16 protein-coding genes are annotated in these 12,871 nt (G+C 56.1%); 9 read left to right on the top strand and 7 right to left on the bottom strand.

Translation table 11 applies throughout. The annotated features are described in order from the left end of the window. The first annotated feature begins 151 nt into the window (after positions 1–151). The 3 genes from F0169_RS02155 (at position 152) to F0169_RS02145 (ending at position 2,265) form a co-directional block, all read left to right on the top strand. Entirely contained in the window at positions 152–730 is a 579-nt protein-coding gene (locus F0169_RS02155; protein WP_152745312.1) for a BRO-N domain-containing protein, read from the top strand. Between the two features lie 99 nt (positions 731–829). Then, positions 830–1,546, top strand: coding sequence for an HNH endonuclease (locus F0169_RS02150; protein WP_152745311.1), 717 nt, complete (start codon positions 830–832; stop codon positions 1,544–1,546). 71 nt (positions 1,547–1,617) lie between these two features. Next, the gene (locus F0169_RS02145; protein WP_152745324.1) at positions 1,618–2,265 is read left to right on the top strand and encodes an HAD-IB family hydrolase; all 648 of its coding nucleotides are present in this window, start codon (positions 1,618–1,620) and stop codon (positions 2,263–2,265) included. Between the two features lie 72 nt (positions 2,266–2,337). Here the strand turns inward: F0169_RS02145 and F0169_RS02140 are convergent, their stop codons facing one another. The 7 genes from F0169_RS02140 to F0169_RS02110 form a co-directional block, all read right to left on the bottom strand. Next, positions 2,338–2,637 (bottom strand): hypothetical protein, encoded by a 300-nt coding sequence (locus tag F0169_RS02140; RefSeq protein ID WP_152745310.1) that lies wholly within the window; start codon positions 2,635–2,637, stop codon positions 2,338–2,340. Continuing rightward, positions 2,634–2,864, bottom strand: coding sequence for a DUF4225 domain-containing protein (locus tag F0169_RS28245; RefSeq protein ID WP_425274271.1), 231 nt, complete (start codon positions 2,862–2,864; stop codon positions 2,634–2,636). The genes F0169_RS02140 and F0169_RS28245 overlap by 4 nt, the downstream gene beginning before the upstream one ends. A 79-nt stretch (positions 2,865–2,943) precedes the next feature. Further along, positions 2,944–3,243, bottom strand: a complete 300-nt coding sequence (locus tag F0169_RS02130; protein ID WP_152745308.1) for a hypothetical protein — start codon at positions 3,241–3,243, stop codon at positions 2,944–2,946. Then, positions 3,240–3,464 carry a DUF4225 domain-containing protein gene (locus F0169_RS02125; protein WP_341869080.1) on the bottom strand — a complete coding sequence of 75 codons (225 nt, stop codon included), beginning with the start codon at positions 3,462–3,464 and terminating at the stop codon, positions 3,240–3,242. Before F0169_RS02125 ends, F0169_RS02130 begins: the two co-directional genes overlap by 4 nt. A 527-nt stretch (positions 3,465–3,991) precedes the next feature. Beyond that, positions 3,992–4,558, bottom strand: coding sequence for a DUF4225 domain-containing protein (locus F0169_RS02120; protein WP_341869079.1), 567 nt, complete (start codon positions 4,556–4,558; stop codon positions 3,992–3,994). Beyond that, the gene (locus F0169_RS02115; protein ID WP_058415335.1) at positions 4,555–5,040 is read right to left on the bottom strand and encodes an Hcp family type VI secretion system effector; all 486 of its coding nucleotides are present in this window, start codon (positions 5,038–5,040) and stop codon (positions 4,555–4,557) included. The genes F0169_RS02120 and F0169_RS02115 overlap by 4 nt, the downstream gene beginning before the upstream one ends. Before the next feature lie 152 nt (positions 5,041–5,192). After that, positions 5,193–6,152 (bottom strand): LysR family transcriptional regulator, encoded by a 960-nt coding sequence (locus tag F0169_RS02110; RefSeq protein ID WP_058415334.1) that lies wholly within the window; start codon positions 6,150–6,152, stop codon positions 5,193–5,195. A gap of 193 nt (positions 6,153–6,345) precedes the next feature. Between F0169_RS02110 and argH the strand changes: the two genes are divergently transcribed. The 6 genes from argH to F0169_RS02080 all read left to right on the top strand — a co-directional run bounded on the left by argH (position 6,346) and on the right by F0169_RS02080 (position 12,853). Next, a complete protein-coding gene (gene argH / locus F0169_RS02105; RefSeq protein WP_152745306.1) occupies positions 6,346–7,773 on the top strand; it encodes an argininosuccinate lyase in 1,428 nt (475 codons plus the stop codon). 106 nt (positions 7,774–7,879) lie between these two features. Beyond that, positions 7,880–8,758 (top strand): amino acid ABC transporter permease, encoded by an 879-nt coding sequence (locus F0169_RS02100; RefSeq protein ID WP_058415332.1) that lies wholly within the window; start codon positions 7,880–7,882, stop codon positions 8,756–8,758. Between the two features lie 24 nt (positions 8,759–8,782). After that, positions 8,783–9,547 (top strand): amino acid ABC transporter ATP-binding protein, encoded by a 765-nt coding sequence (locus F0169_RS02095; protein WP_122251441.1) that lies wholly within the window; start codon positions 8,783–8,785, stop codon positions 9,545–9,547. Positions 9,548–9,572: 25 nt separating this feature from the next. Further along, entirely contained in the window at positions 9,573–10,394 is an 822-nt protein-coding gene (locus F0169_RS02090; protein WP_152745305.1) for an ABC transporter substrate-binding protein, read from the top strand. Positions 10,395–10,559: 165 nt separating this feature from the next. Then, a complete protein-coding gene (locus F0169_RS02085; RefSeq protein ID WP_172979302.1) occupies positions 10,560–11,735 on the top strand; it encodes an MFS transporter in 1,176 nt (391 codons plus the stop codon). Positions 11,736–11,893: 158 nt separating this feature from the next. Then, positions 11,894–12,853 (top strand): hypothetical protein, encoded by a 960-nt coding sequence (locus F0169_RS02080; protein ID WP_152745304.1) that lies wholly within the window; start codon positions 11,894–11,896, stop codon positions 12,851–12,853. The last annotated feature ends 18 nt before the right edge of the window (positions 12,854–12,871 follow it).

Raw genomic sequence — 12,871 nt, 5'->3', positions numbered from 1 at the left:
GAAGCCTGCCTCACTCACACAGCTAAAATCCGCCCGACATAAATTCAGGCGGAATGACTGCTGCATTGAGGCAAAGCAAGTTGGAGTTTCTTAAATCCGCTCTCTACGTTGGGCTTCTGCCCTTCCGAAAATCACGTAGAGATCATAGGAAATGCCTAGCCAGTATCTGCTCGACCTGCCGCCCGCCAGAAAGGCAATCACGCCTGAACCTTCTATCGCAGTCGTCTTCACTCGTCACGACCTTCAGATACACACCCTGCTTGTAGAAAACCAACCGTGGTTCTGCGCGCGCGACCTTGGGCGATTGATGGGCTACTACCTGGATGAACGAACGACCCGTAAGCTCGACAATGATCAACGGCAATGCCTGAGGCTAATGTTTCACGGCCAACCAGAGGAAATGCTGATGATCAGCGAGTCTGGCGTCTACGCACTGTTGGTCTATCACTACGCGCCGGAAAATCGGCTGTTACGTCGCTGGCTCACTCACGAAGTCGTTCCGACCTTGCGTGACGAGCGCCAGCCTCGAACAATTGAACGGCCACAATTGAGCATGTTGGATTGGCCTGAAATGTCATTGAACCTGCTGCATTGGCAGGATGAAGGCTGGATACGCCTTCGTGACATGCCGTATTTGCTAGTTAATCGAACCTACAGAAGTACGGCAGCACGGACTCCATGGTGGCGAAAGCTCGCTCAAGCTTTCCGAATGAAGCAGCGAATTTACTGAGACTGACGACCGCCAAATCCCACCGAGCCGTAGGAAATTTCATAGACGCAATAGTGGCTACTCAGTATCGTTCGAGGGTTTTTCACCCTCGGCGGCTGTATGGATACGCAAAAAGTTAATACCGGATGGAGCGATGAAGAGCTGGAAGCTTCAGTCGATGCTTATCTGAAAATGTTGAAGCTGGAGAACGCAGGCCAGCCTTATAAAAAGTCAGTCGAACATGAGCTTTTACGTGAAAGGGCACTGCAGAACCGTACTTCGGCGTCCGTCGATTACCGTATGCGCAATATTTCTGCGGTGTTTGAGACGCTGAATCAGAAGCCAATTACTGGCTATACGGCAGCCAATAATGTCGGTTCGGGAATCGTCTCTCGTATTAGTCGGATGCTGGCGCAGCGAGGAATCGTTAAATCGCAAGACAGCACCCCCACGTTTGATGATGAGTTGTTGGAAAGGCGTGCGACAAAGCTTCAAAGCAAACCTATCAAGACCCAACCTGCAGGAATTGCTGCACCAGAACAGGTCAACACTACCAGGACAACCTACGTACGCGACCCGGAGGTGCGGGCTTGGGTACGTCAGCAAGCGGGAGGTATTTGTGAGGGTTGCGGTCTAAACGCACCGTTCAATCTAGACGATGGCCAGCCATTTCTTGAAGTACACCACGTCAAGCACCTCGCCCAGAAGGGTTCGGATCGCATCACCAATGCTGTAGCCTTGTGCCCCAATTGCCATCAGCGTTGCCACCGGTCGAGTGATCGGGATGCTTTTACCGAAGGGCTTTATGCAAAAGTCCAAAGATTGGCACGGGAGTAAACTCCTGCGGTCACACCTGATGCACGCTCAAAAAATACTAGATAGGACCGAGGCCACCCGTGAACCCAGACATGCTCGAAACCGGCCCCGCTGATGCCAAAGTACTCTCCGTCTTTGACTTCGACGGCACCCTGACCCACCACGACAGTTTCGTGCCCTTCCTCAAATTCGCCTTTGGCACCGGCGAGTTCTATGGCCGGATGGTCAAGCTGGCGGTGCCGGGGCTGCGCTTTTTGTTGCGGCGCATGAGCCGGGATGAGTTGAAGGCGCAGTTGATCCGCACCTTTATGACCGGGGTGGAGAAGGCGTGGGTGCAGCAGAAGGCCGAGGAGTATTGCCAGAAGAATTGGGCGCGGCTGATGCGCCCGGCGGGCGTGCTGTCGGTGGAGCAGGAGTTGGGCTCCGGGGCGGAGGTGACGTTGTGTTCGGCGTCGCCGGCGTTGGTGTTGCAGCCGTTTGCGAATCGGCTGGGCATCAAGTTGATTGGCACTGAGCTTGAGGTGGTCGACGGCGTGTTGACCGGCAAACTCACCGGGAATAATTGCCGGTGCGAGAACAAGGTGCTGCGGCTTGAGGCGGTGTATGGCGACCTCGGGGACTACCGGCTTCGGGCCTGGGGCGATACGCGCGGTGACCGCGAGTTATTGGCGGCGGCGCAGGATGCGCATTTTCGGCATTTCCATGCGAAGAAGCGGCGTAAGCAGATTCGCAGGCACTGAGGGTTGGCAAGGTTTAACGGCCTGAGACGATTCGTTCGGATTGATACCTGAACGAATCGTTTAAAGCCAGGTTTACGGACTGCGTTCACCCTGCTTTCCGCCAATGGGTAAGGCGAACCCCTGAACTATGATTCCAGCCATGGCGAGCCAGCCTAATATTGGGTATTGCATCAACAGGTCCGGCCTATGCCACCTGTACACAAAAACACCACGCTCAATCAGCTGAACATAGCTGATGATAAAAAAACCATTCACGATCAGGCAAAAACACAACTTGAAGTTATTCAAGCGTGGCCCCGAAAGCCTGTATTTAAAGTAGTAGCCCAGTGCGGCACCCCCTAACACATACAAAAAAGCACCAACGACGATCATTGGGGCATTCGCTTATACATTTGCGTGGCTGTTTCAGCATCGATAGAAGCTTCTATACCCAACGACGCTCCGATCACTTTTTGATAGGCGCGTACTTTGCCCGAGGGCAGGTATCTAAACAATCGCCATGCAGTCGATTTGATCACAAGCCAGCTCATAGTATAAATAGACATGGCAATATCGACACCGCCGTAGAATGTGAAGAAGCGACGTAAGCAGACTCGCAGGCACTGAAGGTTAGCAAGCTTGAACGGCCTGAGATGATTCGTTCGGGTCGATGCCTGAACGAATCGTTTAAAGCCCAGCCTACTGATTGCCCTTACCCAGCTTTCTGTCTATGGGTAAGGCGAACGCATGAAGTATTATTCCAGCCAGGGCGAACCAGTTTAATATTGGGTATTGCATCAACAGATCCGGCCTACGCCATACGTACACAAAATCACCATGTTCAATCAGTCGCATATAGCTGATGAAGAAAAAGCCATTCACGATCAGGCAAAAGTACAGTTGTAAATTACTCAAGCGCGGCCCCGAAAACCTGTACATAAAGTAGTACGCCAGTGCAGCGCCGCCTAACACATACAAAAAAGCACCGACAACGATCATTCAGGGATTCGCTTATACATTTGCGCGGCTGTTTTAGTATCGATAGAAGCCTCTATGCGCAACGACGATCCCCTCATTGTTCGATAGGCGGGTACTTTGTCCGAGGGCAGGTATCTAAATAATCGCCACGCATCCGGCTTGATCACAAGCGGGCTCAAACTATAAATAGACATGGCAATATCGACACCGCCGTAGAATGCGAAGAAGCGACGTAGGCAGATTCGCAGGCACTGAAAGTTGGCAAGGTTGTGCGCCCTGAGATGATTCGGTCGGGTCGATGCCTGAACGAATCGTTTAAAGCCCAGCCTACTGATTTCCCTTACCCAGCTTTCTGTCTATGGGTAAGGCGAACGCATGAAGTATTATTCCAGTCAGGGCGAACCAGCCTAATATTGGGTATTGCACCAATAGGTCCGGCCTATGCCACCTGTACAAGAAATCACCACGTTCAATCACCCGAATATAGCTGATGACAAAAAAACCATTCACGATCAGGCAAAAGTACAACGTGTAATTACGCAAGCGCGGCTTCGAAAACCTGTACTTAAAGTAATAGCACAGCGCGGCACCTCCTAACACATAAAAAAAAGCACCGACGACAATCATTCGGGCATTCGCTCATGCATTTGCGCGGCTGTGTCAGCATTGATAATAGACTCTATACCCAACGACGACCCGCTCATAGTTCGATAGGCGCGTACTTTGTCCGAGGGCAGGTATCTAAATAATCGCCACGCATCCGGCTTGATCACAAGCGGCTCAGGCTATAAATAGACATGGCAATATCGACACCGCCGTAGAGAATGTCTGCTTCATCCTCGCCATACCCCAACGCCTTAACGGCCAAGTGATAGCCTTGCCGTACGGGGCCTGTGGTATTGCTACGTGCTTGAATTAAATTTCGTCCGTTTTCATACATATTATTGGCACCGTGCGCCATGATCGGTACGCCTACAAACGCGCACAGCGTACCGACGGATGCATAACAAACCCCGGCTCCCGTTGCCAGTTGGAGCCCACCGGCAACCAGCCCTATGCCTTTCCTGGCAATTTGCCAAGACTGGTGCAAAAGGTGTGATTGCTCGTCTTTGATGTCCTGCAACCCTTGCTCAGCCGTTTTGCGCCCTTCCTCTACGTCTTTAACAATGCCACGGGCGTAATAGGCGACTTCCCGATTGAATTGCAGCCTGACAATGCCGTCACTGATATGCCTGGCACTGATCAAACAGGCCTGATTAGTTAAATAGGCGGCGGTTTGGCTTACCGTCCAGGTGTCATGAGATGTCGGGCCTTCAAGTGCGGTGTTGCGCGTCACTGCGCGACATCCCAGGCGGCATAACCGCTTGTGCCTGCCTGGTGATGTGTCCAAAGAATTTCACGGTAACGCAGCGCGACATGCTCCTGAGCGTCCATGTCGTTTTGCAGTAGGGCATAGGGCACGTCAAGGATGAGGTCGGCGACGATGCACCCGCGAATGTCGACCGTGTAGTACTTTTCTTGCTGGCCGAAACTGGAGGTTCGGTAGAAATGAATCAGGCAGTCCAGTTCTTCCCTGTTTGCCAGCGCGACGGCCAGCAAGGGGGATGATTTGTCGATATTTTTAGTGATGACTACCGGGCCGTGAGCTGGCCCTCTTAAATTGCCTCTGTTGGCCATATTGTGTTGGAACGACAACACCATAATCTCATCACGATGCCCGTCCTGGCATTTATTGCCGATGGAGGCCGTGGTCGAGCAACCTGCCGAAATCAGACCTTGTACCGCGCCGCTGATGCTCATGTAGCCGTGGTTAGCCATTAGATAAACGCCTTGTTTATTTCAGGGCCTCACCATACGAAAACGGGCGCTACGGAAATATCAGACGGTTCGCTTTATGGCGTACGACAGGTATGTAGGACGTTTAACTTTCGTGTATCTCAACCTTGATCTGCAACGCCTGCGAGCGCGGTTTATGGTGTGGCTTTCAGGTCTACACCCAAGGCCGTCGCGAAGGCTTTTACCAGTGGGCTGCGCGGCGCGTTGTGGCGCAGGATCAAGTTAAACGCGGTACTCAAGTGAACGCGTTCCGGGCACAGCACGCGCAGGCGCCCTTCCCTTACCAAAGGCGCGGCGTAGTGCTCGGGCAGGAAGCCGAAGAAGCGGCCAGTGAGTAGCAGGATGGCGACGGCTTCGACTTGCGAGGCCGAGGCAGACTGGCTGTCACAGGTGACGAAGTGGGTTTTGTCGGGATGAATCGCGTACCGGTGGTTCACCGCTTCATGGCGGCGCAACAGGTCGGGCGTGATGTCGCTGGCGTTAAACAATGGGTGCCCTACGGCGCAGTAGGCGTGGGCCTTTTCTTCGTACAGCGGGAAGTAGTCGAATTCTTCGCGGCGCTGGTACACGGGGACGATGCCGACGATCAGGCGGCCTTCCACCACACCGCGTTCAACTTCGTCCAACTGGGACGCGTGTAAACGCAGTCTGATTTTTGGCGATTGGCTATGTAGCTTCCCCAGTGCAGCCACTAACGGCGAATTAACGTCGGAAACGGTGTTATCAATAACGCCCACACTCAGGTCGCCGATGAGTTCGTTTTGTGCCGAACTAAGCTTGTCGCGAAAACTGTCTACCGAGGTAAATAACTCGATGGACGCTTGATACACCAACTTGCCTTCTTCGGTCAGCGCAAAGCCCTCCCTGCCCCGCGTACACAGGCGCATGCCGATGCGAATTTCGAGGTCGGAGATCTGTTTGCTGATGGCGGCCAGGCCCACATTCAGCTCGTTTTGTGCGGCGCTGAAACCGCCCGCTTCGACCACGGCCATAAATACCCGGAGCAATTTAAAGTCCAGGCCGCTCAGTTGCAGAGGTGGTCGTGTGCCGGGTTTTGGCGGCATGTTTCCAGAAGTGGAAAGTGGGGTTTCCATAATACGCGTTGACCTCAAGTGCCATATTCAACAGGCTTAAACCCAGTCCTTGAACATAGCCAGGCGGCGATAATGAACTTAAACATCGGCCCTTGGCAATCTTGAACCCAGCGCGTCAGACACTGGTTCAACTGCGATTCCTTTCTGCTTCAACTGCCTCCGACTCTCCTAAAAACAAGCGTGAGGAACACCTATGTCTCAGCCCACCGACCGCCTTTGGGGCGCTCGCTTCAAAAGCGGCCCGTCTGCCGCGCTGGCCGCCTTGTCGCGTTGCCCTGAGCGCTATTTTCGCCTGACGCCTTACGACCTGGCGGGCTCCCGAGCCCACGCCCGTGAGTTGCAGCGCGCCGGTGTGCTGGATGAGTCGGAAACCTTGCGTACCCTCGAAGCGCTGGACCGTATCGGCGAGGACTTCGCCGCCGGCCGCCTGCATCCAACCCTGGATGACGAGGACGTGCACACCTTTATCGAACGCGTATTGACCGAGCGCCTGGGCGCCTTGGGCGGCAAGTTGCGCGCCGGGCGTTCGCGCAACGACCAGACGGCGAATGACCTGCGGCTGTTCCTGCGTGACCACGCGCGCACCATCACCAGTGAGGTGTTGGGTTTGCAGCAAGCGTTGGTGGCGCAGGCTGAGCAGCACATCGACAGCGTCTGCCCGGGCTTTACCCACTTGCAGCAGGCGCAACCTATCGTGTTCGCCCATCACTTGCTGGCGCACGCGCAGTCGATGTTGCGCGATGTGCAGCGGTTGGTGGATTGGGATGCGCGTACGGCGTTGTCGCCCTTGGGTGCGGCGGCGATGGCCGGTTCAGCGATTGCGCGCCAGCCGGAGCATTCAGCCCAGGAAATGGGCTACACCGGGCCGTGTGAAAATTCGATTGACGCCGTCGCCAGCCGCGACCATGTAGCGGAATTTTTGTTTGTGGCGGGCATGCTCGGGGTGAATATTTCGCGGCTGTCGGAGGAGTTTTGCCTGTGGTCGTCACGCCAGTTTCGCTGGGTGCAGTTGGATGATGCCTACGCCACCGGCAGCTCGATCATGCCGCAGAAGAAGAACCCGGACATTGCCGAACTGGCGCGGGGCAAGGCTGGGCGTTTGATCGGCAACCTGACCGGGTTGATGTCGACGCTCAAATCGTTGCCGCTGTCGTACAACCGCGATTTGAGTGAAGACAAGCACAGCGTGCTGGACAGCGTGGACACCTTGCTGCTGGTGCTGCCTGCGATGGCCGGGATGGTCGCGACGATGAAGGTGCAGGTGGAGGAGCTGCGGCGTCAGGCGCCGATGGGTTTCACCTTGGCGACGGAGGTGGCGGATTGGTTGGCCATGCGTGGCGTGCCGTTCAAAGAGGCGCACGAGATTACCGGCGCACTGGTGCAGGCCTGTGAGAAGCATGAGATTGAGTTGTGGGAAGCCTCGCCGGCGATGTTGGCTGAGGTGGATGCTCGGTTATTGCCTGAGGTGCGGGACTGCCTGACATTGGAAGCGGCGATTGCGGCGCGCAGTGGGTGGGGCGGGACGGCGCCGGAACGGGTTCGCGAGCAAATTGGGCGGTTGAAGACTGCTTTGGCTGAGCAGCAGAGATGGGCTGAGAGTTATCAGGGGTTTCGGATTTAAACCTGGGCCTTTGTGGTGAGTTTGCTGGCGCTTTCGCAGGCAAGACAGCTCCCACATTTGGACCGTGTTTTAACAGTTGGATCGAGTACAGCAGTGGAGTAGCACCATGAACCAAACCCCGGCCGAGCGCTTGCAAGCCGAGCGCAAGTTGTCCGAGAACCAGTTTGACATTACGCAGTACGAGCATGTGCCGCGTCGCTATTACGGGCGGATGTTTTTTGCCACGTTAATCGTGATCGCCCTGGCCGCGTTGTTGCGCGCGTTTGCCAATGGCCAGATCGAATGGGCCTACATCGGCCAGTTCCTCACCTCTGAGGCGATCATCTGGGGCCTGGTGAACACCATCATCATGTCGATTTTGGCCATGGCGTTGGGGGTGGTGATCGGCGTGATCACGGCGATCATGCGCATGTCGGCTAACCCGATCCTGCGCTATGTGGCGATTACCTACACCTGGCTGTTTCGTGGCACGCCGCTGATTTTGCAACTGCTGTTGTGGTTCAACCTGGCGCTGATTTTTCCGGTGATCGCGATTCCGGGTCTGTTCAGCCTCGACACGGTCGACCTGATGACGCCGTTTGTGGCCGCCCTGCTCGGCTTGAGTATCAACCAGGGCGCGTACACCGCCGAGGTGGTGCGCGCCGGGTTGCTGTCGGTGGACACCGGCCAATACGAAGCCGCCAAGTCCATCGGCATGCCGAGTTTGCAAGCGCTGCGCCGGATTATTCTGCCGCAAGCCATGCGCGTGATTATTCCGCCTGTGGGCAACGAGTTCATCAGCATGGTGAAAATGACCAGCCTGGCGAGTGTCATCCAGTACTCGGAGCTGCTGCACAACGCGCAAAACATCTACTACGCCAACGCCCGCGTCATGGAATTGCTGATGGTTGCCGGTATTTGGTACCTGGCGGTGGTGACTGTTCTTTCATTTGGTCAAAGCCGCCTTGAGCGTCGTTTTGCCCGCGGCGCCGGCAAGCGTTCGTAAGCGTGGCTTGAGGAGATTTGCCCCATGAGAAGCATCGTCAAGGCCGTCAACCTGAACAAGTATTACGACGAGTATCACGCGTTGCGCGACATCAATATCGAGGTCGAGCAAGGCGAAGTCATGTGCATCATTGGCCCGTCCGGCTCGGGTAAAAGTACGCTGCTGCGCTGCGTCAATCAGCTGGAAAAAATCGACAAGGGCGGCCTGTGGGTCGACGGCGAACTGGTCGGTTACCGGGTGGTCGGCAACAAGCTGCATGAGATGAATGAAGCGCAGATAGCACGCCAGCGCCTGGCCACCGGCATGGTGTTTCAGCGCTTCAATTTGTTCCCGCACATGACCGTGTTGCAAAACATCATCGAAGGCCCGTGCCAGGTGCTCAAGCGCTCGCCCAAGGAAGCCATCGAGGACGCGCTGGAGTTGCTCGCGCGTGTCGGCCTTGCGGATAAACGCAATGCCTACCCGGTGGAGTTGTCGGGCGGCCAGCAACAGCGCGTGGCGATTGCCCGCGCGTTGGCGATGCGCCCCAAGCTGATGTTATTCGACGAACCCACGTCAGCCCTCGACCCGGAACTGGTAGGCGAAGTGCTGTCGGTGATGCGCGATTTGGCCAGCACCGGCATGACCATGATCGTGGTCACGCATGAGTTGGGCTTCGCCCGCGAAGTCTCCAACCGCATGGTGTTTATGGATGCCGGCCAGATTGTGGAAGCCGGCAGCCCGGAAGAAATTCTAATAAGCCCACAAAATCCGCGTACCCAAAGCTTTATTTCTGCCGTTCGCACTTAACTAAAAAACTAACGAGAACGCCCCCATGAAAAAGATGTTTATCCCAACCTTGCTCGCAGGCCTGATAGCCTCCACCTGTGTGTTTGCGGCGTTGCCGGCGGCCATCAAGGACAAGGGCGAGATCAGCGCGGCCATCGTGCCGAACTACCCGCCGATGGATTTCAAGGACACCGCCACCAACAAGCTCACTGGCCTGGACTTTGATTTGGGCAACGCCTTGGCCGAGCGCCTGGGCGTGAAGATCAAGTGGCAGGAAACCGGCTTCGAGCAGATGCTCAGCGGCCTCACCACCAAGCGCGTCGACATCGTTCTGTCGGGCATGACCGACACCGCCGAGCGGCAAAAGTCGGTGACCTTTGTCGACTACTTCACCAGTGGCCCGCAGTTGTACACCCTGGCCAAGCGTGAAGAACTCAAGGAGTTGACTGACCTGTGCGGTAAAAAAGTCGGCACCAGCCGCCGTACTACGTGGCCGTCGGAAATTGCCGCGTGGAGCAAGGAAAACTGCGAAGCGGCGGGTAAGCCGGCAATCGTGGTAATCGGCACTGAAGGCTCGGCGGATGCGCGGGCGCAGTTGCAGCAAAACCGCCTGGACGCGGCGATGCAGGGCAGCGAGACGATTCCTTATTTGATGTCGTTGGACAAGGGCAAGTACAAGCCGGTGGGCCTGGCGATTTCCAAACAGTTCACCGGGCTGGGGATTGAAAAGAGCAACACGGCGTTGGTCGCGGCGATCAGCGAGGCGTTGCAGGGCATGATTGATGATGGAACGTACGGCAAGATCCTGAAGAATTGGGACCTGGAGCAAGGTGCGGTGGCAAAAGTCAGCATTAACGCCGGCCAGTAATACGATTCTAAAGGTGGGAGCTGGCTTGCCTGCGAGGGCGGCAAGCCAGGCAGTATTGGGTTATCTGACCCACCGCTATTGGGACCAAGCCCCCTCCCACAGTCGAGCTGTGCTCATATTTTGATCTGTATTGTCTTGGAAACTAATAAGGAAATTAGAGCCACCGTGGCCACCTATTCGCTGGTAATCCGCCGCCTGATGATTTGCTCGGTGACCGTGGTGGTCAGCCGCGCGATGACCAGCCCGTTGCTGGCGCTGTGGCTGAGCACACGCCTTGGCCTCAACCAGCAAGACATCGGCTTGTTGATGGGCCTCGCCGTGTTCATCGCCACATTGCTCGGCCTCTACGGCGGCTACATCATCGACCGCTTGGAAAAACGCATGTTGCTGATCCTGGCCATGCTCTCCAGCTCGATCGGTTTTTTGTTGCTGACCTTTGCCAGCAACCTCTACCTCACCACGCTGACGCTGGTGATCACCGAAGCCGCGTCGGCGCTGTTCCTGATTGGCTCCAAGGCCATCATCAGCGAGAACTTGCCGGTGGGTGATCGCGCCAAAGTGTTTTCGTTGCGCTATACCCTGACCAACGTCGGCTACGCCACCGGCCCGATGCTCGGCGTGGTGATCGCCGGGCACTTGCCGCAGGCGCCCTTCCTGATCGCCAGTGCCATTGCATTTGGCAGCCTGTTCCTGATGATCGGCATCGCGCCCACCCAACGCGATAGCAGCTATACGCCGTTGAGTTTTCTCAGCACCTTGCGCACCTTGCGCAGCGACCGCACGCTGATTTTGTTCACCTGCGGCAGCCTGTTAAGCACCATTGTTCATGGGCGCTATACGCTGTACCTGTCGCAGTTTTTGCTGGTGGCCTACCGGCCTGAGCAGGCACTGAAAATCTTGTCTGCGGTGCTGGCGTGCAATGCGATCACGGTGATTGTGCTGCAGTACCAGATCGGCCGTTTTCTCAAGCGCGAGCAATTGCGTTACTGGATCGTGCTCGGCAGTTTGCTGTTTATTGCCGGGCTGATCGGGTTCAGCCAGGCCCACAGCCTGGTCAGTTGGTGCGTAGCGATGTTCGTGTTCACCTTGGGCGAGATGATCATCTACCCGTCGGAATTCCTGTTTATCGACACCCTCGCACCCGATGCACTGCGCGGCAGTTACTACGGCGCGCAGAACCTGGCCGCCTTTGGTGGGGCGCTGAGCCCGATGATTTGCGGTTACCTGCTGATAAACGCTGCGCCCACCAGCATGTTCTATGCGCTGGGTGCACTCACGGCGGTGGGCGGCACCTTGTGCTTCCTGAGTGGCCGCCGCGTGTCTGCAATACCGCCTCTCTAATGTGAGAGGGGGCTTGCTCCCGATGAGGGCGTGTCAATCAGCCCATTTGCCGGCTGAACCACCGCTATCGGGAGCAAGCCCCCTCCCACATTTTTCGATCTCCATCACCGCGGATATTTGGGTAATATCCAGCTACGTATCTCACGGACCCGAGCCCTATGAAATTCGACACGGCGTACAGCCTGAGTCTCGATGAAAAGCTGTCGATCTACGACGTACGAGACTTGAATTTCGACGAAACCAACCCGTTCGATTCCGACAAGGACAGCTTCCTGTGCCCCAACGATGCCTGCCGTGCGGCGTTCGATACGGGCAATGTGCTGAGCACGTTCAACGCGAAAAACGTCAATTACCTGCGCACGCCCCACTTCAAGAACAAGACCAGCACTCGGCATATCGACGGCTGCCGCTATGCCAGCACGCACAAGGCCGCGAGCGCTGAAAATGACGACGAGCGCGAGGACAATTTCCCCTCGGAATTTTTGCTCACACGGCGTGAGTACCCACGTAAACCGCCTCTGGCAGGCACCGAGGGCAACGTCTCACAAGCCCCGCCGCAAGCGCCTTCGAAGCGTGCCGCCACGGCCCACACCAGCAGCGACGCCACGCCGGACAAAACCAGCGTGTTCGCCCACCCGGTGGAATGTTATGTGTCGAATATTGACGACAAGGACACACTCAAACGCATGCCGCTGAAGATCGGCGACCACAGCGCTACCTACTGGACGTTTTTCAAGAAAATCGAATACCTGCAAGACAACAAGGGCCTGATCTACTGGGGCAAAATCAAAGCGATCAAGGACTACACCAGCAGCTTTCGCATCGACTTCGAAAAAAAGGTATGGCTCGACAAAAAGCCCTATTCGGTCAACGTTTACTTGAGCAAAAAGCTCATCGAGAACTATCGCAAGCGCAGCGCCTTCCTGGAGCAGATCAAGGCCGCAGCGGGCAGTGAACGGGTGTTGTATTGCTTCTTTTACGGCGTAACGCCGGAGCTGAAACAGGTGCCGAGCCAAAAGAACCCCGAGCAGACGTTCGGGGTGTTCAGCGCGAATATCGAGAACTTGGACCACCTGATCATTCGGGAGGCCCCGGGGTTGCAGGCAGATCACGGGTAGCGCAAGCCGTGCGCGCAA

This window comes from Pseudomonas kitaguniensis (assembly GCF_009296165.1).
Classification (GTDB): domain Bacteria; phylum Pseudomonadota; class Gammaproteobacteria; order Pseudomonadales; family Pseudomonadaceae; genus Aquipseudomonas; species Aquipseudomonas kitaguniensis.
This window is presented reverse-complemented; position numbering and strand designations above follow the sequence as displayed.